Here is an 18445-nt window from a genome sequence, read left to right as displayed (position 1 = left end):
CCGAAGATCACGAGGTATATCCCGACGATCAGAAGAAGGACTGCGATCAACGGGTCCGTGAGGAAGCTCAGCAGCTGGACCCGGAGCGAGGGGGAGAACGCGACGATCGCGGCGCCCGCGGTGTGGAGCACAATGTCCTTGACCACGGTGCCGTTCTCCTGCACGAGGACGCGCTGGCCGTTCACCTGGTTCAAAAGGTCGGGCACGGTCCCTGCCGTATAGTTGATCGCTCCTTGGCTGAGGGCCGAGGCCGCGTCCAGGTTCAGGTTCTGCTCCACGAACAGGCGGGCGAGGGACTCGTTGCGATCGTGGATCTTCATCCCGTTATCCAGTTGCGCGACGACGTAGTTGATGATCTTCGGATCTGTCACAGGCGTGGAGCCGGTGATCCCGAGTTCCACGGGCTGCACCGAGCCGATGGAGGTCCCCGGCGCCATCGCGGCGACGTCCGTCCATTCGAGTATGATTGTGCCTGCGCTCGCGGCACTGCCGCCCGGCGGACCGACCCAGCCGATCACGGGCAGGTTCGTCGCCTGGACCATCATCTCGTCGATCTGCAACGTGCTCGCGAGGTCTCCTCCCGGCGTATCGAGCCGCAGAACGAGGGCCGCGAAGCCCCCCGCTGTGGCCTGGCCGATTGCGTCCGTCATGTATTCGACTGTGTTGCTGTCGATCGGCCCGGCGATCTCCGCGTACAGCACCTGGGACCCCTGGGCCCGGGCCCGGAGCGGCGCGAGCACGGCGACGCCGAGCAAGAGGAGGACCGTCACCAGGAGGAACCGCTCCCGGCGGGTCGGGTTGCGGATCAACTCTGCTGCGCTCCCATCTTCTTCTGCATGGCTGCGCTGATCGCCGCGATGTCGGCCACGGGGCTCGTCACGCTCGTCGGCGTCACGATGACCATGTTCTTCTCGCGCGCGATCTCCGTGAACGTCTGCAGTTCCCGGAGACGCATCGCGGCGGGGGCGGTCTCGTACAGCTTCGCGGCCTCCGTCATCTTCGCGCTCGCCTCAAACTCGCCCTCCGCGATGATGACCCGAGACCGGCGCTCGCGCTCGGCTTCGGCCTGCTTCGCAATCGCCCGCACCATGGTGTCCGGCAAGGCGACATCCCGCAGGGTAACCGATGAGACCTTGATGCCCCACGGTTCGGTCGCCGTGTCGAGCAGAATCTGAATGCGTCTGCTGAGTTCCTCACGCTGCGAGAGGAGCGGGTCGAGCTCGACCTGGCCGAGGACATCCCGCAGCATGGTCTGACTGAGGAGGTCGGTCGCCTGAATGTAGTTCTGTACTTCCGTGATCGCCTTCACGGGGTCGTAGACCTTGTAGTACACCACGGCGTCGACATCGACGGACACGTTGTCGCGGGTGACGATGTGCTGGCGGGGGACCTGCGCGGTCACAACGCGGAGGTCCACGAGGAGACGCTTGTCGACGATCGGGATAATCCACGTGACGCCGGGTCCCTTGGGCTTCGGGAGGAGGCGACCCCAGCGGAAGACCACGAGACGCTCGTACTCGCGGACGATCTTGATCGCCGCCGAGAAGAAGATCAGGATGATGATCGCCGCAAGCACCGATGCCAGGATGAGGATCGTGTCGTCCGCCATACCACTCCGCTCCCGCGGGTCCAAGTGGTTTCACCCGGATATAGGTTGTCCGGGAGCGCCCCCATCCCGCCGAGGCGGAACGCAGGAAAATCGACGGTCCACCGGACCCCTTAGGCCTCTGGCGGGCTCCGTGAACCCTGTTTGGAATGAACCATGAGTGGGTCAGCACCGCGGGGGCGGCGCCGAGTCTCAGAATCGGGCGAACATCGCGGCCATGTGCTTCGCGCCGCCGACGAAGTCGGCAAGGCGGATGTTCTCGTTGGGCGCGTGGTAGTTGGAGCCGTCGTACGACACGCCAGGACCTGAAATCGACGGCACTCCGACGATCTCGTTGAAGAAGCCATTTGCGGAGGCACCGGCCGACCAGGGCCAGATGTCCGGCTCCCGCCCGTAAGCGTCGACAGAGCCCTTCCTGCACGCCTTGACCACGCGGGCGTTCATCGAGATCGCGCTCGGGTCGATGTGGTCCTTGTACACGACCTGGATGTCCCCGAAGCCCTTCGCCTTCAGGTGGTCCTGGAGCTTCACGAGCTGCTTGTCCGACTTCATGTTCGGCAGGATGCGGAAGTCGACCTTGGCCTTGGCCATCGCGGGGTTCACGGTCTTCGTGCCTTCGCCCGTGTATCCGCTCTCGAAGCCGCAGATCGTGCAGGTGGGCCAGTACACGAGACGTCGCAGGAGCTCGTAGTCGTTGTCACCCCCGAGGAGCTGGTCGGTGCCCCAGAACTCCTTGAGCGCCTGGGCCTTGAAGCCGCTCGCCTTCAGGTACCGGATCTCGCGGGGTGTGGGCTTGCGAGCGTCCTCGAGCCATCCCGGGATCGTCACGCGGCCGCGCTGGTCCCGGAGCGTGTTCAGGGCATGGATGAGGCGCCACGCGGGGTTCGGTGCGATCGGAGCGTACATGGAGTGCTGGTCCACCTTCGCGGTGCGCGAGATGAGCTCAACGTAGAGTGTGCCCTTGCAGCCGAGCTCAACCTTCGGCGTCCCGTCGGGCAGGTGGTCCCCGCCCTCGATTGTGGCCCCGTCCGCTTGCAGCATCTCCTTGTTTGCCTCGGCGAAGCCGCGGAAGTGCGGGCTCCCGACTTCCTCCTCCCCTTCGACGACGAACTTCAGGTTGATCGGCGGCGCGCCCTCCACCGCCTTCCAGGCCTGGACCGCGAGCACCTGGGCCATCAAGTTGCCCTTCGTGTCCCCGCAGCCGCGGGCCCAGAACTTCCCGTCTTCGACGACGGGGTCGAACGGGTCCCGCTTCCACTCGTTCAGCGGGTCCGTGGGCTGGACATCGTAGTGCTCGTACATCAGGAGGGTGGGCTTGTGCTCGTCCACGATCATCCGGCCGAAGACGACGTTCGGACCGCCCTCCGTGGGATACTGGCGGGCCTCGAACCCGTTCTCCGACAGGAGGTCCTGGACAAAGGCCGCGGTCTCGGGCTGCGCCTTCTTGTGCGCCGAAATGGTCGGGAAGCGACAGTACTCCTTCAGCGTCTCGAGGGCCTTGCCCGAATCCTGCTCGATTCGGTCGAGGACGGCGGTCAGGGACATGGAAAAACCACCGCGACGTGGGAAGTCGTCATGCCATAAGAACCCGACGCGGGCCGCCTGCGGTACGCCCGCGGGGACATCGCTTAAGAGGTTTTGCGGCCATCTCCGCGGCCTTGGCCGCCGCTCCCGTGCCGAACCCCGCGACTCCGCAGGCGGATGCGCTCGACGGGGAGCCGGCCGAGACCGCCGCGATCCGCGCCCCATGGGGCCAGCTCGTGATCATGTTCGGGTATGCGCTGGTGAACTGGTCCATCGGCAACGGGCTCCTGCCCCTCCTGCCTAAGATTGCGGCCCGACTCGGGGCGGATCCGGTGACCGTGGGAATCTACCTCGCCGCATCGTACGTCGCCTTGGCGTTGGGCACGGTGGCCGCGGGTTTCCTCGCGGACCGTGCGGGAAACCGGAGGTCGTTCATGATTGCCGCGATGCTCATCGCCGCGCCGCTGATTGCCCTGACCTCCTGGGCGACCGAGGTGTGGGAACTCGCGGTGCTGACCGCGTCCGTGTGGTGCCTGGCCGGGATGGCGCTCACCCTCGTGACCATCCGGGCCGGGGCGTCCGCCGCCCCGGGAGAACGCGGACGCATCCTTGGGTTCCTGGCCCTGGCGGCGCCCCTCGGCTCCGTCGTCGGGGGCCTGGGAGTCGGGGCGCTAGCGGACACCGTCGGCTACCCCACCATGTGGATCCTCCTAGGCATCGTGGTCCTTGCGTGTCCCCTGCTCGCCGCCGGGCTCCACGAGAGGCCTGACTCCGGGAGGGCGACGCGCGCCCCCCGCCCCGCGGTCTCCATGCGTTGGACCGTGCCGTTCTTCCTGTTGATTGTGTGCGGCGTGTTCGCTGCGTTCGGATCCTTTGTGGGCGGCCTCGGCCGCACCCTCGCGATGGAGGCTGCGTACAGCGACACGGCGATCACGAGCACGGTGGCTGTCAGCGGCGTCGTGGCGTTGCCCTTCACGATTCTCCTAGGGTGGATGTCGGACCGCGTCGGGCGGCTCCCGTTCATCGCGGCGTGCTATGCGCTGGGGGCCCTCGGCCTCCTGGTATATGCCGCCGCCGCAAGCCTCGCGATGTTCTGGATTGCCGCCTCGCTCGTGGGCTTCGTCTCCTACGTCTCGACGGGCGTGGGATCGGCGCTTGTGGTCGACCTCGTGGATCGACCCTCCCTCGGCCGGGGCCTCGCCTACTTTGGGGCGACGGGCTGGGTCGGCGCGATTCTCGGGTTCGGACTGGGGGGTGTGGGCTTCGCGACGCTAGGCCTCGCGGACGCGTTCCTCGTGGCTGCCGTCGTGACGGCGGTGGCAGTGCTCGTCGTCGGGGCCATCGGCGTCACGAGGAGACGGCTTGCGAGTGACCGGACCCCGGTTCGAGCGGATCGGCCCGAAGTTCGAAAGGAATAAAACGAGGGAGCGGCTACGCGCCCGAGCCAAGGTGAGCACCATGGAGGTCCTCAAGGGCGTGCATCTCATCGACAGCTACGCGAACACGTACGTGCTCGTCGATGACCGACTCGTCCTGATCGACACGAGCTCGGAACCCGATGCGAAGGCGATCCTGACCTACCTGGGCAAGGCGAAGATCCAACTCAAGGACATCGCCACGATCTTCATCACCCATGTGCACCCGGACCACGTGAGCGGATTAGCCCGAATCAAGCGTGACGCGACCGGCGCGAAGGTCGCCGCCTCCCGGATCGAGGCGGACTTCATCTCCAAGAAGCGGACCTACGACGGGCCGCCGGGCGCCCAGCACCAGAAGCACCCGGGAACGCCCGTGGACGTGGCGGTCGAGGACGGCCAGACCCACGACGGCCTCCGCATCATCTACACCCCCGGACACACGCGCGGCAGCATCTCGCTGCTCGACGAATCGCGTTCCCTCCTCATCGCGGGGGACGCCGCGAACAACGAGAACGGCTTGGGTCCCATGGACGACCGGTACAACATCGATCCCCGCCAGCACCGGGAGTCGATCAAGCGGCTGGCCACGTTCCGGTTCGAGCATGCGGTCTTCGGCCACGGCAAGCCGATCACAGGCGGTGCGTCGGCCCAGTTTGCGGCGCTCGCCAAGCGCCTCTGAGCGGAACGGCTAGCCCGGTCGTCGAGTCTGCAGCCATCGTGCCACGACGTCCTCGTGGGAGCGCCCGTACACGGACGGCGGCAGCGCCGCGGGATCCTGCCAGGATAGTTCCGCATACCACGGCGGCGCCTTCGCCTCCCACGATTCGGGCGGCCTGGCATCGAAGAAGAACCAGAGGTCGTAGTGCAGCTTGCCGCCGGCGAACGCCGCGGGATACGTGTCGGATTCCACGCGGGGTTCCTCATACACGAGGCCCTTGGCTTGGAGGACTTCCTCCCCGATCCGGCGAGCCGCCGCGCGCGGCTCCTCGCCGAACTTGAGGTGGGTGCCCGGGACGGTCCAGCCCATGCCGAACCGCTGGCGGCGCCCGGCATCGAGTCCGGCAAGCTCGTCCCACATGGGATGGTCCGCGTACTTGCCGAGGAGGATCGTGGAACCGCGCCGCACGAACAGGAACGCGTTCACGCACATCCCGCCCTCCGGGGCGTGCCAGAACCCCAGGGGCGAGGACTGGTCGCGGATCCAGAGAAACGGTCCGTCGCCTGGCATGGGGAGCCCCATGGCGCCTCCGCTCAAGAACTCGCGCCTACGTTTGCCGCGCTCCGCGCCCGCCCATGAACCGGATCATGATCCAGTCCAACGCGCCCCGAGGGATCACGGAGACCGCACCCGCCTCCAGGGTTTCCCGCACGCGAACGCGGTACCGCGAGCGGGGGTGACGGGCCCGGGCCGTGCGGAGAATGACGCGGGCGACCCGTTCGGGGGACGCGGCTCCCCGCTCCGCCGCGGGGTGCCGCAGGCGTTCGTACGCGGCACGGAACACGCTGGGAGACTCGAGGACGGCTCGGCTCTCGTCCCTCGCCAGGCGATTGAAGTTGGTCGCGACGGGGCCGGGCTCGACGAGGATCACGCGGATGCCGGCGGGCTTGACCTCCGCGCGCAACGCGTCGCTGAACGCTTCCAGCGCGAACTTCGAAGCGCAGTACGCGCCCGTCAAGGGGACGCTCACCTTCCCGGCGAGGGAACTCACGTTCACGATCCTCCCCGATCCCTGGGCGCGCATCTTCGGCAGGACCTCGCGGCAGAGCTGGATGGCGCCGAACACATTGACCTCGAACTGATGGCGGAGTGCGGCCCGCGGCAGATCCTCGACGGCTCCCAGCTTCGCGTACCCCGCGTTGTTCACGAGGAGGTCGATGCGGCCTGCGCGTTGGGTCACGGTCCGCGCGACTTGGGAGACGCCGGCCTCGTCGGCGAGGTCCAACCGGAGGATCTCGACGGGGAGCGTGCCGATCCCGGCAGCCAGGGAGCGCTCTCCCGCGTCCGACCGCACGGTCGCGAAGACCCGGTAGCCCGAGCGGGCCAAGAGGAGGGCGGTCGCACGACCGATTCCCGAGGAGGCGCCGGTGACCAGGGCGACCGGCGGCGTGGCGGCGGACACGGAGGAACGACGACGCCCCGGCCGCAAAAGGATTCGCCGTTGTGGCGAATCGAATGTCAACGCCTGACAATCGGGGGCAGAGGTTTAAAAGGGACCGCGCGCCATAACTTCCGCAAAGTCCTCAGCGGGCAGCCCGGAGGCCCTAAGGTTGCAGGTTACCGACGCTCTGCGCTCCCTCCTCCGACTCACGGTCGCGTTAGCCCTCGTCGTCTCCGTCCTCGTTTCTTTCGCGGCTCCCCTGGTCGTGCAGGCCGCCACCGCATCGCCGCCGGTCCGGACGAACATTCCCCTGCACGCGGAGTTCACCCCGAACGACCCCTTGTTCAAGCTGCAATGGGGTCTCAACGCGATCGACGCACCCACCGCATGGAACGTGGGCCTGGGCAGCCACAATATAGTCGTCGCGGTCGTGGACACCGGCGTCTGGTACACGGACACCGATCTGGCCCCGAACATGTGGAACAACACGGACGGGTCCCATGGATGGAACTTCATCCTGAACAACAACGACCCCATGGATTCGGACGCAGCGTCGAACACGTACCACGGGACAGGCGTCGCCGGCGTGATCGGTGCCGTGATCAACAACAACGACTACATCGCAGGCGTGGCCAACACGGGTCTCATGGCCCTGGAGGCGCTAGGCCCGAACGGCGAAGGGACCTCGTACAACACGTCTCTCGCGATTCGGTGGGCGGCGGACCACGGCGCGCGCGTCATCAACCTCTCGCTGGGGACCAACACGACGCTCGTCGGACCGACGGACATCCAGCTCGCGATCGACTACGCCTGGAGCAAGGGCGCCCTGATCGTCGCGGCGGCGGGTAACTCGGGCAGCTCGACCCTCGATTATCCCGCCTCGCTCCCGAACGTGGTGTCCGTCGCCGCGGTGACCCAGAGCCTCGCAAGGGCTCCCTTCTCGAACTACGGGACGGGACTCTCCATGGGCGCTCCGGGCTACCAGATCCTGACCCTCTGCCCGAGCTCCTGCGGAGGCACGCACCTCCTGGACGGGACGTCCCTGGCCGCGCCCTTCGTCAGCGGAGTCGCAGCCCTCGTCCTCGCCGACGACCCGAGCCTCACGAACGTGGAACTCTGGAACGTCCTGAACCGTACCGCCGTCCCTCAGGGAACTGCGGGCTACAACACGGGGTACGGCTGGGGCGTCGTGAACGCCTGGAACGCAATCAACGCCCTGAACAAGCCGTTCATCTCCGTAAACAGCTTCCCCAAGAGCGTCTCGAAAGGCTCCGCGTTCGCAATCGACTGGTCCATCATCGGACCCGCGGGCCTCCCGGTCACGGACACCCACGTGGTCTACGGCCCGGACGCCGGCTCCCTGAACTCCTCGACCCCGATCCAGACGGGCACCACCCGCCAGGCCTACAGCGCCACGGACGTCGTGATGCCCCAGGCCGGGTCCGGCCTCTCGTTCAAGATCGTGGCGGCCGTGAACGGCACCCAGTACGAGTCGCCCGTGCAGACAGTCATCGCCTCGAACCTTCCGAACTTCCTGTTCGTCCTGTACCAGTTCCTCGCGTCGAACCTCCTGTACCTCGCCTTGTTCATCCTCGCGCTGGCGGCCGTCGTCGCATTCGTTCCCCAGCGCCGGGCCCGGGCGCGCCGGACCGCGATGTACCGCCAGCAGACCGTCCTTCCTCCCACGTCCCGGTACTCGGCACCCCCGCCAGGCCCGCCTCCCGGCCCTCCCAGTCCGGTCTACCCGCAGACCGTGCAGAGTCCGGCCGCGGCAAGCCAGCCGCCTCCCGTCGAATTCGTGAGGCCCAGCGCACCCCCGCCCCCCGCACCGGCCCGGCCCGCGCCTCCCGCAGCGATGGCGGCCAAGAAGCGCTGCTCGAATTGCGGGACCCTGGTCAACGCGGACAACATGTTCTGCTTCTATTGCGGCAGCCCCCTCCGGTGAGACGTTTCCCAGAGGGAACGTGATCGGCCGGGGCGAACCCCAAGCAGGTCCAAGACAGGCCCGCCAGCACAGGGTTTAGGCCGACGGAGGCGTAGGTCGCCCACTCGCATGGCGAACCGAGCCAAGCGCGCCGGACCGAAGCCCACCATCGGCCCACGGCCGACCTTGGCGCCGTGCGACGTTTGCGGGGGCCCGACGTACGAGCTGCAGTGCAAGATCATCTGCCACCGCTGCGGGTACACGCGTGACTGCTCGGACCCGTGACTCCCGCCCCGGCGACCGGGACCGCGAGAATCGACGCTTGCCGAGGACTTCGGCAAACGACGTGGTAATTCACGGCAAATAATATAAGGTTCCGAGAAGGTGGACGCCGCTCGCTACGGAAGGATCGATCCGATGGCCATGCCTCTCGCCCAGACCGAGTTCGTGCGACGTGCGCTCCAGCGCCGACCTTCGGACGGCGACGAGGCCTACAGCCGGGACATCCTCCTGCTCGAACGCCTCGCGCGGATGCGGCCCTTGGGCCTCGCGTCGTCCATGACCCTGGCCAATCTCGTCAGCCGGTATCCCCGTGAGGCGGACGCGATCGCGCAGGAACTGGGGCTTCGGGAGTTCGAACCCTTGGAGGACGAGCGGATCCGCATGTTGGACGCGGAGCGGCTGCGCCTTGCGGAGCTGCGGCAGCGCCTGGGTCATGCTCCGGCGGCCGAGTTCGGCAGCTTGTTCGAGTACTAGATCCAGGGTGCCTTCGCTGGCGGCGCGTGACACGCGGCACACAAGCCTAATGTAGGTGAACCGAAATCCGGAGGGACGGCCCTACATGAACCGACCTAACCTGCGCTCCCTTGGCGTTGTGCTGTTCATCATTGTCGGCGCCGTTTCCGCGGCGCTCGGCTGTCCCTTCTTCCGCAACCCGGAGAACTACGCCACCGCGGGCGGCATGGTGGCGTACCTGAAGTACGTCGTTGACGTGCACAAGAGGCACTGACGCCGGCTCACGCGGAGCCCGCACGTTCCAGGAAGCTCCGACAGGCGGAAGCCAGCCCTGCGGGCAGGCGAGGGATGTTCGCCAGGATCTCGGGAGCCTCGGGGTCGTGCACATCCTCGGGCAGGAGTCCTTCTCGCTGGGCGAGTCGCGTGAGCGAAGACCGGCCGCCGTCGGCTTCAGCCCCCAGGGAAGCCAGGGAGCGGCGGAGCCGGAGGGGGATCGCGTCGGACAGGAGAATCCACCGAAGCTCAGAGGCCGCCTCGCGCTCCGGAACCGCGGCCAGATGGAGCCCCCCGTACAGGAGGCGCAGCGTCTCGCCACCGCCTCCCTCTTCGAGGACGGACCGGAGCACGGCGGACCGGATCCTCCGCGGGACGTGGGTCACGAGGGCGCGATCCAGGAACACCGCATAGACCAGGTGCATCACATGGAGCACGCTCAGGCCGCCGCCGGCGGCAAGGGCGGCGGTCAGCGCCAGGAGCCGGCGCGGGGCCCGGGTCTCCACGGCAATGAGCTCGCCCTCCGTGCGGGGGAGGGGGAGGAGGTCGAACACGTGTTCGAGGAGCGCTCGACGAAGGGCTGCAGGCACCCGCCGATCCTGGCCCACGGATTCCGCGAAGGCCCCAAACACACGGGGATCCCGGAGCCGCAGCACGAGGTCTTCCTCGCTGTCCTCGGCGGATCCCGAGAGAAGAGGGACGCGCTCGCGCGCCAGGCCGGCCAAGACGGCGGCCTGGTCGTCCGCGCACGGGAGATCGGAGCGAAACGCTTCGGCGAGCGCGGAGGCCACGGCGGCCCGGAGGCTCCCGCGGAGCCATAGACCTTTCCCGCGGGCGGGACCGCGGTCCGGGGAGGGCCAACGTATTTAATCCGGGACGAATAGGCGATCCCATGGCGTTCCAGAAAGCAATCAAGGAGTCCGAGATCCCCGACGGGAAGGTCGGGAAGGCGAAGGTCGGGAAGAAGGAGTTCGCGATCATCCACGTTGGGCAGGCCTTCTACTGCGTCGACGGGATCTGCACCCATGAGGGCGGCCCCCTCGGGGAGGGCAGCCTCGACGACGGGAAGCTCGTGTGCCCCTGGCACGACGGGCGGTACGACTACAAGACGGGGGAGGCGGACCCGGAAACGGACTGGGTCACGGACGTGAAGTCGTACAAGACGAAGGTCGAAGGCGGTTTTCTCTGGATCGACTTCTAGCCGCGACGCGCGTGCCTGCTGGCTCCTGGGAGGGCAGGGATTCGCTCGCGAGGGTATTTCGGAAGCGTTCAAGAGGGGGCTTCCGCTTTCCCACCTCGGGGAGCCCTTATGGTCTTCGTGCGGGACGTCATGACGAAGGACGTGATCGTCGCGGACCCGGAATGGACCGTCTTCGACGCCGCCAAGAAGATGGCCGCCAAGCGGATCGGCGGACTGGTCGTCGTCCGCGCGGATCGGCCGATCGGTCTGGTCACGGAGCGGGACGTCCTCTGGAAGGTCACCGCGAAGGAGAAGAACCCGAAGAAGGTCCTCGTGCGGGAGATCATGGCGTCGCCCGTCGTCACGGTCGCGCCCCTCTCAACGCTCCGCGCCGCGGCACGGATCATGATCGGGCACAACGTCCGGCGCCTCGTGGTCACCCGCCTCGACCACGTAGAGGGAATCGTCACCGCGCGCGACGTGGTGAGCGGCTTCCTCGAGACGTGGGCCCGGGCTCGGCGGCGGACGATCTCCAAGGGATGACCCGGACGGAGTCAGGGCCTGCCTACCCGGCCTCCCTGCGTTCCCGCACGCCCCGGCGTCGGGTTTAAGTCGTGGACCGACTTGGGCCTTGCGGGGAAGGGCCATGCCCATGGAATTCGGATCGGTCGCAGTCGTCGTCTCCGACGGCAAGAAGTCCGCGCAGTGGTACAAGGAGAAGCTCGGGTTCGAGATCCGGGACAACATGGATCACTGGATCACGGTCGCCCCGAAGGGCTCCAAGCTCGTGATCCATCTGTGCGAGGGCGACGAGCTCGAGCCCGGGAACACGGGGTTCGGGTTCTACGCGAAGGACGTGAAGAAGGAGGAGGATGCCCTCCGCAAGAAGGGCGTCGAGTTCGCTCTGCCCACGACGAAGCAGCCCTGGGGAACCCGGGCGGCGTTCAAGGATCCCGATGGGAACGAGTTCTGGATCCTCGAAGCGTGACGCGGCTCACGCGAACAAGTGCGCGTAGCTGCGCTCCACCGCGGGGTTCTCTCCCTTGAGGATGGCCGCGATCTGGGCGTCCAGCAGCGTGCGGGCGTAGACGGGCAGATCCTCTCGGCCGGGCAGGGACTTCTTCGGGAGCCGCCGGAACGACTTGCTGTAGTCCTCGAGCCAGCCCACGACCTCTTCGCGGTACGCCTTCCTCGTGGGCTTGGACCACCGCATGCACATCCGCGTGTGCGGGATCGCGTAGCACTCCACGAGGTTCCCGATGATCGTCTCCATCTCGCGATAGGTTGCTTCGACCGCGTTCGCTTTGTTCATCACGCTCTCAGGTGCTCCCACCGTGACGTTGTGCGACGGCCAGGACGGGCCGCAGCTTCTCCTGCTGGCTCATGAGCAGATCCAGGATCGCGCGGCTCATGACCGCGCACGCCTCGGCGATCTTGGGGTCGGCGAGGCGGTAGTAGACGAAGTTGCCGTCCTTGCGCGTCTCCACGACGCCCGTCTTCCGCATCACCGCCAGGTGCTGCGAGGTCGTGGCCTGGGCCGTCTCGAGCTCCGCGGCCAGCTGGGACACGGTCCGCTCGGACTTCCCGAGGATTTCGACGATCTGGAGCCGCTTGGGGTTCGCGAGGACGGAGATGACGCGCGCCTTGATCTCGAAGAAGGACTCGTCCGGCGGCTCCATGATGTCGGAGTCACGGCGACGTTGGTACTTGCATCCTTTTGCATATACGCACGTTCCGGTATGTTCAGACCCTTCCACACAAGCTTAACCCTCGGCGGCAGAAGGACGCAACCGGTGGTACACTATGCAAGACCGGCTGTCGCTCGTGGTCTTCAGCGGGACCGTGGACAAGCTGTACCCCGTGGCCATCATGGCATCCGGGGGCGTCGCGTTGGGAAAGCAGGTTGAGATTTTCGTGACCTTCTACGGCCTCGAGGCGTTCCGCACGGGGAACCCGCAGAAGAACATGAAGATGGACGTGAACTACCCGGAGGTCGGGCCCATGATGATGAAGGTCATGATGGCCAAGAAGATGCCCTCCTGGTACGACATGCTCCGCCAGGCCAAGGAGATGGGCGACGTGAAGATCCATGCGTGCGCCACGACCTACGACCTCATGGACATGAAGAAGACCGACCTCGACCCCATCGTCGACGACGTGATCGGCGTGACGGAGTTCCTGAGCAAGGCGTCCGAGGGCGGCATCACGCTCTTCCTGTGAGGAGGCCCCAACCATGGCGGCATCCGCAAGCCAGCGCATGATCCTCGATGCACGCGGATCCTTCTGCCCGGGTCCGCTCATGGAGCTCATTCGCGGGATCAAGCAGGCCAAGGTCGGCGAGGAGCTCGAGGTCTGGTCCTCGGACCAGGGGTCCCGAAAGGACATCCCGTTTTGGATTCAGAAGGCGGGCCACCAACTCCTGGGCGTCGTCGAGGAGCCCGGCTACGCGCGGTTCATCGTGAAGAAGCTCAAGTGACCCGCGGAGGCGTGACGAGCATGAAGAAGGTTGTGATCCTGGGCGGCGGGGTCGGCGGCACGATCGTCGCCAACCTGCTCGCGAAGAAGCTGCTCCCCGACGAAGCCGAGATCACGGTTGTGGACAAGACCGGCAAGCACGTGTACCAACCGGGCTTCGTCTACGTGGCCTTCGAGCACCAGAAACCCAGGAAGCTCGTCCGGGACGAACGAAAGCTGCTCAGGAAGCGGGTGAAGCTCGTCCTCGGCGAGGCCGTGAAGATCGACGCGGAGGGCCGCAAGGTCACCCTCGCCGACGGCGCGGTCCTGGACTACGACCGCCTTGTCGTCGCCCTCGGCGCGCGCCTCACGCCCAACGAACTTCCCGGCTACCAGGAGACCGCCCAGCACTTCTACAGCCTCGAGGGCGCGGCGAAGCTCCACGACGCCCTGGAGAGCTTCCAGGGCGGCAAGGTCGTCGTCACCGTGGCCAGCGTGCCGTACAAGTGCCCGCCCGCACCCTCGGAAGCCGCGTGCCAGCTGGACTACTACTTCACGAAGCGCGGCATCCGAGACAAGGTGGACATCCACTTCCTCTCCCCGCTGTCCCGCGTGTTCCCTCTAGAGCCCGTGAACCCGGTCGTCGAACAGGTGTTCGCGAAGCACCACATCCGCTCCACGATTTTCTTCAACACGGAGTCCATCGACACGGAGAAGAAGACGGTCAACTCGATCGAGGGGGAGTCGATCCCCTTCGACCTCCTCATCATGGTCCCGCCCCACCGTGGGGCCAAGGTCGTCGAGGACAGCGGCCTCGGGGACCGCGGAGGTTGGCTCCCGACGGACAAGTTCACCCTCCGGACGAAGGCCCACTCCGACATCTTCGCCCTCGGGGACTGCACGGACGTCCCCGTGTCCAAGAGCGGTGCCGCGGCGCACTTCCAGGCCAAGGTCATCGCGCAGTCCATCGTGGCGGACCTCCGCGGCGAGCCCGCGACCGCGAAGTACGACGGGCACGTGATGTGCTACTGCGACGCGGGATACCACAAGGGGATCAGCATGTCCTTCGACTACGAGCACCCACCCGTGCCGCCGCCCCTGGGCCTCAAAGACTGGATGGGCAAGCGCTTCCTGAACCGGGCGTACTGGCTGCTCGTGCCCGCGGGACGCGTCTGAATCGTCGCCGCCCGGTGCGAAAAGGAATGTTCTTCCCGCCTCGCGGGTTCCCGGCCCACGGATGCGGCTCAAGGCGGATGCGGTCATCGTCGGAGGCGGCGTCATCGGGACGAGCGTCGCGTTCCACCTGGCCAAGCTCGGCATGCGGGACACCGTCCTGCTCGAGCAAGCTCACCTCGCTGCGGGTTCGACGGGACGTAGCGTGGGGATCATCGAGACGAACTATGCGCTCGAGGTCGACGTGGCCCTGGCAAAGGCGGGCTACGACGAGTTCAGCCGATTCGCCGACGTGACGGGAGGCACGGCGGATTTCCATCGCCGCGCATACCTCGAGACCGTGGCGAATCCGGCGCAGGAAGGTCATCTGGAGCGTGCGGCCGAGGTCGGCCGCGCGCACGGCGTTCGCGTGAGGCTCGTGGGCCCCGACGAGATCCGTGCGGTGTTCCCCGAGCTGTGCGTGGACGATGTCAGCCGCGGCCTGCTCTCCGAGGACGCAGGGTTCTGCGACCCGCACGGCGTCGCGAGCAGCTACGCTGCGGCGGCCCAGCGCCTTGGGGTCGAGGTCGCCACCAAGACGGCTGCGGAACGCCTGCTGGTCGACCACCGTCAAGTCCGCGGCGTGCAGACATCCGGTGGCGACATCACCGCCCCCGTGGTCGTCAACGCAACTGGGCCGTGGTGCAACGATCTGCTCGCACCCCTGGGCATCCGCCTCCCGATTGCCCGGTGGCAGCGCCAGATCTTCGTGACCTCCCCGCATCCGGAGATCCCGAACGACCGCCCCATGTACATCGACCTTCCCGGTCGTTTCTACTTCCGCCAGGAGCTGGACGGGGGATTTGTCCTAGGTCTCGTTGAGGATGACCCCGCCCGCGACTCCGAGCTCGCGAACCCGGAGACGGATTGGGAGTTCAAGACCCGGGCGGTCGCGGCGGCCATCCACCGCGTCCCCAAGCTCGCAGCGACATCGATCGCGAACGCATGGTCCGGAGTCGTGACGTTCACGCCGGACCAGCTTCCAATCCTCGGTCCGGTGCAGGAGGCCGCGGGGCTCTACCTCGCGAACGGGATGTCCGGGTACGGCGTGATGATCAGCCCGGGTGTAGGCCAGGCGCTCGCGGAGCTGATCGCGCACGGCGAGTCGAAGACCATCGATGTCTCCGGGCTCACCTACGACCGCTTCCGCGGCAAGAAGGTCGTCAAGGGCGCGGGACTCTGGCTCAGCGGACCGTAGCCGCGGGCGGCGGCCGCCCCGAACCATTCCGAAAGACTTAGCGCGCGGGAGACCCATGAGGTCCGCGAATGGGCGAAGGACCCCGGAACGGCCTACCCGTGGCGGTGGGAATCGTTCTCGTCCTGACCGGCGGCAGCCTGCTTGCAGCGGGCGTCCCCTTTGTCGCGGGGTGGCTGGTGTACTTGTCGCCCGCCTCGATGCCATCCGTTCCGCCCTCGAGTTGTTCTTCGGGAGGTTCCTGGGCGTCCTGTCAAATCATCGTCAACGTAGGATGGGTGCCGCCGAATCCGTATCCCATCTTCATCGGCTATGCGATCGGGATCCCGACCGTGCTCGGGATCGCGTGGTGGATCCGCCGAACCTTGTATCGGAGGGGGCGGAGGCCTTACGCGGGACGCGAAGCATGGGGGTCGCGAGCCTCGTCCTCGCTGGGACCATGGTATGGGTCGCGGCGTTCTTCGCGGTCGCGTTCGCTCTGGACTCAATCCCCGTCGCGGTCGCGCCGTGGGTGCGATACCTGTTCCTGGGCTCGCTCCTTGTCGTGCGCTCGAACGTGGTTGTCGTCGGGGCGATCGAACTCGGGCTTGACGAGCGACGAGGACCTAGCGGGTCTGCGCCAAGCGCTCCCGGATGAACCCCGCGGTCCGCATCGCCATGCTCATGATCGAGATTGTGGGGTTCACGCCCGGCGCGGTCGGGAAGATGCTCCCATCCCCGATCCAGAGGTTTGCGACCTCGTGACATTCTCCGGTGGGCTTCGCCGCGGAGGTGCGGGGATCCCGTCCTGCCCGGGCGGATCCCATGGGATGGGCCGTGAACAGGGCGAGTCGGTTCGGCCCCACGCTCGCCCGGCCGAGCCGCTCGAGGAAGTCGTCGAATTCGCCTTGCGGGATGGGCCCGTTGCCGTCCCCGGCGCTCAACTCCTCCATGTGCAAGGTTGAGATGCGCGTGGCCCCCGCGGCTCGATGAATTCTCGCGGCCTCCTGGAGCCCGCGGGTCAGGTTGCGACGGTCCCGCGGGTCCAGGCGGTAGTCGAACACGGGCTCGCCGCGGGCGTCGATCGTCACGCGCCCCTCCGTCCAGTCCCGCGTGAGGACGATCGTGTTCGCGGACCGCGCGAGTCCCGTCATGAGCTCCTTGTGGGCACGCCCGCCGTTCCAGGGGAGGGCCAGGGCGGTCAAGCCGGGGTGGGCGGGAGCGACCTCGAGCCACGGTCCGTGGTGGGCCTCATCCGAATCTTGGAACTTCTTGACCACGACGGTCTGCATGGGACCCTTCCAGAACCGGATGGGCCCGGGGAACTCCCCGAACAACGCGGTCGTGGGATCGAACCGCAGCCCGACGCCGACACCGGGGAAGCGGATGCCCGAGCGCAGGAGAAGCGCCGGCGTCTGGAGGGCGCTCCCCGCGGCGACGACCTGACTCGCCTTCACGTGGATCGGTATCTCGCGTCCCTCCGCCCGGTACGTGGCCTCGACGCCCGTCGCCGCGCCACCCTCCACCGTGATGCGGTCCGCCTTCGTGTCAAACAGGAAGCGCGCGCCCGCGTGGAACGCGTCCGGGAGGTACGTGACGAGGGTGGACTGCTTCGCGTTGTAGATGCAGCCGAAGAAGCAGAAGTCGCATCGCTGCGCGCACCCCTTCGCGTTCCGGTAGAGGATCTCGTAGTCCACGCCCTCCCGGTATCCGAGGGCCTCGCTCCCGCGGCGCAGGACGTCGTTGCAGGGGTTGATCTGGCTCTCCTCCTGGGTCGCGTGGACCCGCGCCCAGACCTCATCGACCATCGCCTCGAACGCCGGGGATGTGACCCCCTCCATGCCCGCGTCTCGCTCCCACTCCTGGCGCGCCCAGATCGGCGGCTTGAGGGCGATCATCCAGTTGATCGTCGTGCTGCCTCCCGCCGTCTCGCCGGCCAGGATGCCGAAGGCGAGGTCCTTCGTCGTCAGGACGCCGTGACCCTGGAACATCGTGTCGTACGCGTCGGCCTCGCGCTGGGTGAAGTTGTCCGGCGTGCGGTAGCCACCCGCCTCGAGGACGACGACCTTGTAGCCTGCCTCCGCGAGCTTCGCGGCGATCACGCCGCCGCCCGCGCCGCTCCCGACCACGCAGACGTCCGCGCGGAGCGTGGTCTCCCGCTGCGGCACAAACGGGATGATCCGCAGCTCCTCGGGATGATGGTGCCGCGCCCGCTCCGCGTCGTCGGGCCCCTCGTACCCCGTCGCGGGCCAGTTCGGATTCGCGTGCCCGTCCGGGAGCCGGGCGTAGAAGAGGAACTCCGTGAGACGTTTGACCGCGTGGAACCCCTGTCGCTTCACGGGCAGGTGGCTATGGGCCCAGCCCAGGAGGTAGCGCTCGCGCGCCTCCGGCGGGAGCCGCGAGAACCGGGAGGGCCGGCCCGTGAGGACCAGGTTCAGGAGCGGGTTCTCCACGGTGCGCAGGAGGCGGTGGAAGTCGGCCTGTTGCTCCGGGGCCAGGTAGTTCCCTACGATGTTCACGATGTCCTCGTCCACCTGGACGTCCGTCGCGGAGCGGCCGAAGAACCCGCCGGAATCGGGGACGCCGGGCACGCGGGGCACCAAGGTGTCGCACAGCGTGCGTAGCGTCTGCCGCTCCTCGACACCGAATCCCCCGTCCCCCATGTCCGCCAATCCCCCGACCCCGAACGGGGAGCGGGTAATTAGCCCCTTTCACGAAGACCGTGGCGTACCTATTTATCGGGGACGGCCGTTCGAGCGGGTCACCGGGTGGAGACACGATGTCCGAGTACGAAGCGTTGGCCAAGAACGTGATCCGGAAGACGTTGCAGATCAAACCGAAGGAAG

At 67.2% G+C, this 18445-nt stretch carries 23 protein-coding genes; 14 read left to right on the top strand and 9 right to left on the bottom strand.

Annotated features, from left to right (window positions below):
* From VEY12_04275 to VEY12_04265, 3 genes are all read right to left on the bottom strand, one after another.
* Window positions 1–809, bottom strand: an 809-nt coding sequence (locus tag VEY12_04275) for a nodulation protein NfeD (protein HYM39350.1), incomplete at its 3' end; no start/stop codon positions are given.
* Entirely contained in the window at window positions 806–1609 is an 804-nt protein-coding gene (locus VEY12_04270) for an SPFH domain-containing protein (GenBank protein ID HYM39349.1), read from the bottom strand. The genes VEY12_04275 and VEY12_04270, both read right to left, overlap by 4 nt.
* 189 nt (window positions 1610–1798) lie before the next feature.
* Entirely contained in the window at window positions 1799–3151 is a 1353-nt protein-coding gene (locus VEY12_04265) for a M20/M25/M40 family metallo-hydrolase (GenBank protein ID HYM39348.1), read from the bottom strand.
* 113 nt (window positions 3152–3264) lie between these two features.
* Here VEY12_04265 and VEY12_04260 point away from each other — a divergent pair, with 113 nt between their 5' ends.
* Complete coding sequence (locus VEY12_04260) at window positions 3265–4548, top strand: MFS transporter (GenBank protein ID HYM39347.1); 1284 nt, start codon at window positions 3265–3267, stop codon at window positions 4546–4548.
* A 40-nt stretch (window positions 4549–4588) separates the two neighbouring features.
* Window positions 4589–5227 carry an MBL fold metallo-hydrolase gene (locus VEY12_04255; GenBank protein HYM39346.1) on the top strand — a complete coding sequence of 213 codons (639 nt, stop codon included), beginning with the start codon at window positions 4589–4591 and terminating at the stop codon, window positions 5225–5227.
* Window positions 5228–5236: 9 nt separating this feature from the next.
* Here the strand turns inward: VEY12_04255 and VEY12_04250 are convergent, their stop codons facing one another.
* Together VEY12_04250 and VEY12_04245 are read right to left on the bottom strand one after the other, a co-directional pair.
* Window positions 5237–5788 carry an NUDIX domain-containing protein gene (locus VEY12_04250; protein ID HYM39345.1) on the bottom strand — a complete coding sequence of 184 codons (552 nt, stop codon included), beginning with the start codon at window positions 5786–5788 and terminating at the stop codon, window positions 5237–5239.
* Between the two features lie 25 nt (window positions 5789–5813).
* On the bottom strand, window positions 5814–6668 hold the full coding sequence (locus VEY12_04245; GenBank protein ID HYM39344.1) for an SDR family oxidoreductase: 855 nt from the start codon (window positions 6666–6668) through the stop codon (window positions 5814–5816).
* A 148-nt stretch (window positions 6669–6816) separates the two neighbouring features.
* Here VEY12_04245 and VEY12_04240 point away from each other — a divergent pair, with 148 nt between their 5' ends.
* The 4 genes from VEY12_04240 to VEY12_04225 all read left to right on the top strand — a co-directional run bounded on the left by VEY12_04240 (window position 6817) and on the right by VEY12_04225 (window position 9580).
* Window positions 6817–8592, top strand: a complete 1776-nt coding sequence (locus VEY12_04240) for a S8 family serine peptidase (GenBank protein HYM39343.1) — start codon at window positions 6817–6819, stop codon at window positions 8590–8592.
* A gap of 108 nt (window positions 8593–8700) precedes the next feature.
* Window positions 8701–8856, top strand: a complete 156-nt coding sequence (locus VEY12_04235) for a hypothetical protein (GenBank protein HYM39342.1) — start codon at window positions 8701–8703, stop codon at window positions 8854–8856.
* Window positions 8857–8988: 132 nt separating this feature from the next.
* Window positions 8989–9327, top strand: a complete 339-nt coding sequence (locus VEY12_04230; GenBank protein ID HYM39341.1) for a hypothetical protein — start codon at window positions 8989–8991, stop codon at window positions 9325–9327.
* Window positions 9328–9412: 85 nt separating this feature from the next.
* Complete coding sequence (locus VEY12_04225) at window positions 9413–9580, top strand: hypothetical protein (GenBank protein HYM39340.1); 168 nt, start codon at window positions 9413–9415, stop codon at window positions 9578–9580.
* Between the two features lie 7 nt (window positions 9581–9587).
* On the opposite strand, the gene VEY12_04220 is transcribed toward VEY12_04225, so the two are convergent.
* Complete coding sequence (locus VEY12_04220) at window positions 9588–10370, bottom strand: hypothetical protein (GenBank protein HYM39339.1); 783 nt, start codon at window positions 10368–10370, stop codon at window positions 9588–9590.
* A gap of 101 nt (window positions 10371–10471) precedes the next feature.
* Here VEY12_04220 and VEY12_04215 point away from each other — a divergent pair, with 101 nt between their 5' ends.
* The 3 genes from VEY12_04215 to VEY12_04205 all read left to right on the top strand — a co-directional run bounded on the left by VEY12_04215 (window position 10472) and on the right by VEY12_04205 (window position 11747).
* A complete protein-coding gene (locus VEY12_04215) occupies window positions 10472–10780 on the top strand; it encodes a Rieske 2Fe-2S domain-containing protein (protein HYM39338.1) in 309 nt (102 codons plus the stop codon).
* Window positions 10781–10888: 108 nt separating this feature from the next.
* The gene (locus VEY12_04210; GenBank protein HYM39337.1) at window positions 10889–11302 is read left to right on the top strand and encodes a CBS domain-containing protein; all 414 of its coding nucleotides are present in this window, start codon (window positions 10889–10891) and stop codon (window positions 11300–11302) included.
* A 103-nt stretch (window positions 11303–11405) separates the two neighbouring features.
* Window positions 11406–11747, top strand: coding sequence for a VOC family protein (locus VEY12_04205; protein HYM39336.1), 342 nt, complete (start codon window positions 11406–11408; stop codon window positions 11745–11747).
* A 6-nt stretch (window positions 11748–11753) separates the two neighbouring features.
* Here VEY12_04205 and VEY12_04200 read toward each other — a convergent pair whose 3' ends face one another.
* The gene (locus VEY12_04200; protein HYM39335.1) at window positions 11754–12074 is read right to left on the bottom strand and encodes a hypothetical protein; all 321 of its coding nucleotides are present in this window, start codon (window positions 12072–12074) and stop codon (window positions 11754–11756) included.
* A 4-nt stretch (window positions 12075–12078) separates the two neighbouring features.
* Entirely contained in the window at window positions 12079–12438 is a 360-nt protein-coding gene (locus VEY12_04195) for a metalloregulator ArsR/SmtB family transcription factor (GenBank protein HYM39334.1), read from the bottom strand.
* A 124-nt stretch (window positions 12439–12562) separates the two neighbouring features.
* Here VEY12_04195 and VEY12_04190 point away from each other — a divergent pair, with 124 nt between their 5' ends.
* The 5 genes from VEY12_04190 (at window position 12563) to VEY12_04170 (ending at window position 16257) form a co-directional block, all read left to right on the top strand.
* Window positions 12563–12979: a DsrE/DsrF/DrsH-like family protein gene (locus VEY12_04190; GenBank protein ID HYM39333.1), complete on the top strand. Its 417-nt coding sequence runs from the start codon at window positions 12563–12565 to the stop codon at window positions 12977–12979.
* 13 nt (window positions 12980–12992) lie between these two features.
* A complete protein-coding gene (locus VEY12_04185) occupies window positions 12993–13235 on the top strand; it encodes a sulfurtransferase TusA family protein (GenBank protein HYM39332.1) in 243 nt (80 codons plus the stop codon).
* A 20-nt stretch (window positions 13236–13255) separates the two neighbouring features.
* Window positions 13256–14389 (top strand): FAD/NAD(P)-binding oxidoreductase, encoded by a 1134-nt coding sequence (locus VEY12_04180; protein ID HYM39331.1) that lies wholly within the window; start codon window positions 13256–13258, stop codon window positions 14387–14389.
* Window positions 14390–14450: 61 nt separating this feature from the next.
* Window positions 14451–15623: an FAD-binding oxidoreductase gene (locus VEY12_04175; protein HYM39330.1), complete on the top strand. Its 1173-nt coding sequence runs from the start codon at window positions 14451–14453 to the stop codon at window positions 15621–15623.
* Window positions 15624–16026: 403 nt separating this feature from the next.
* Window positions 16027–16257, top strand: coding sequence for a hypothetical protein (locus VEY12_04170; GenBank protein ID HYM39329.1), 231 nt, complete (start codon window positions 16027–16029; stop codon window positions 16255–16257).
* On the opposite strand, the gene VEY12_04165 is transcribed toward VEY12_04170, so the two are convergent.
* Window positions 16226–18262: a GMC family oxidoreductase N-terminal domain-containing protein gene (locus tag VEY12_04165; GenBank protein HYM39328.1), complete on the bottom strand. Its 2037-nt coding sequence runs from the start codon at window positions 18260–18262 to the stop codon at window positions 16226–16228. The two genes, VEY12_04170 and VEY12_04165, sit on opposite strands and share 32 nt — an antisense overlap.
* Window positions 18263–18445 lie beyond the last annotated feature (183 nt).

The organism is Thermoplasmata archaeon, from assembly GCA_035632695.1.
Classification (GTDB): Archaea; Thermoplasmatota; Thermoplasmata; order RBG-16-68-12; family RBG-16-68-12; genus RBG-16-68-12.
Note: the sequence above shows the minus strand (reverse complement) of the source record. Positions and strands in the feature narration are given on the sequence as shown.

Coding starts and splice junctions, on each gene's coding strand:
- VEY12_04270 (HYM39349.1), bottom strand. CDS start 1,609: ATGGCGGACGACACGATCCTCATCCTGGCATCGGTGCTTGCGGCGATC.
- VEY12_04265 (HYM39348.1), bottom strand. CDS start 3,151: ATGTCCCTGACCGCCGTCCTCGACCGAATCGAGCAGGATTCGGGCAAG.
- VEY12_04255 (HYM39346.1), top strand. CDS start 4,589: ATGGAGGTCCTCAAGGGCGTGCATCTCATCGACAGCTACGCGAACACG.
- VEY12_04250 (HYM39345.1), bottom strand. CDS start 5,788: ATGGGGCTCCCCATGCCAGGCGACGGACCGTTTCTCTGGATCCGCGAC.
- VEY12_04235 (HYM39342.1), top strand. CDS start 8,701: ATGGCGAACCGAGCCAAGCGCGCCGGACCGAAGCCCACCATCGGCCCA.
- VEY12_04230 (HYM39341.1), top strand. CDS start 8,989: ATGGCCATGCCTCTCGCCCAGACCGAGTTCGTGCGACGTGCGCTCCAG.
- VEY12_04225 (HYM39340.1), top strand. CDS start 9,413: ATGAACCGACCTAACCTGCGCTCCCTTGGCGTTGTGCTGTTCATCATT.
- VEY12_04215 (HYM39338.1), top strand. CDS start 10,472: ATGGCGTTCCAGAAAGCAATCAAGGAGTCCGAGATCCCCGACGGGAAG.
- VEY12_04210 (HYM39337.1), top strand. CDS start 10,889: ATGGTCTTCGTGCGGGACGTCATGACGAAGGACGTGATCGTCGCGGAC.
- VEY12_04205 (HYM39336.1), top strand. CDS start 11,406: ATGCCCATGGAATTCGGATCGGTCGCAGTCGTCGTCTCCGACGGCAAG.
- VEY12_04195 (HYM39334.1), bottom strand. CDS start 12,438: ATGGAGCCGCCGGACGAGTCCTTCTTCGAGATCAAGGCGCGCGTCATC.
- VEY12_04190 (HYM39333.1), top strand. CDS start 12,563: ATGCAAGACCGGCTGTCGCTCGTGGTCTTCAGCGGGACCGTGGACAAG.
- VEY12_04185 (HYM39332.1), top strand. CDS start 12,993: ATGGCGGCATCCGCAAGCCAGCGCATGATCCTCGATGCACGCGGATCC.
- VEY12_04180 (HYM39331.1), top strand. CDS start 13,256: ATGAAGAAGGTTGTGATCCTGGGCGGCGGGGTCGGCGGCACGATCGTC.
- VEY12_04175 (HYM39330.1), top strand. CDS start 14,451: ATGCGGCTCAAGGCGGATGCGGTCATCGTCGGAGGCGGCGTCATCGGG.
- VEY12_04170 (HYM39329.1), top strand. CDS start 16,027: ATGGGGGTCGCGAGCCTCGTCCTCGCTGGGACCATGGTATGGGTCGCG.
- VEY12_04165 (HYM39328.1), bottom strand. CDS start 18,262: ATGGGGGACGGGGGATTCGGTGTCGAGGAGCGGCAGACGCTACGCACG.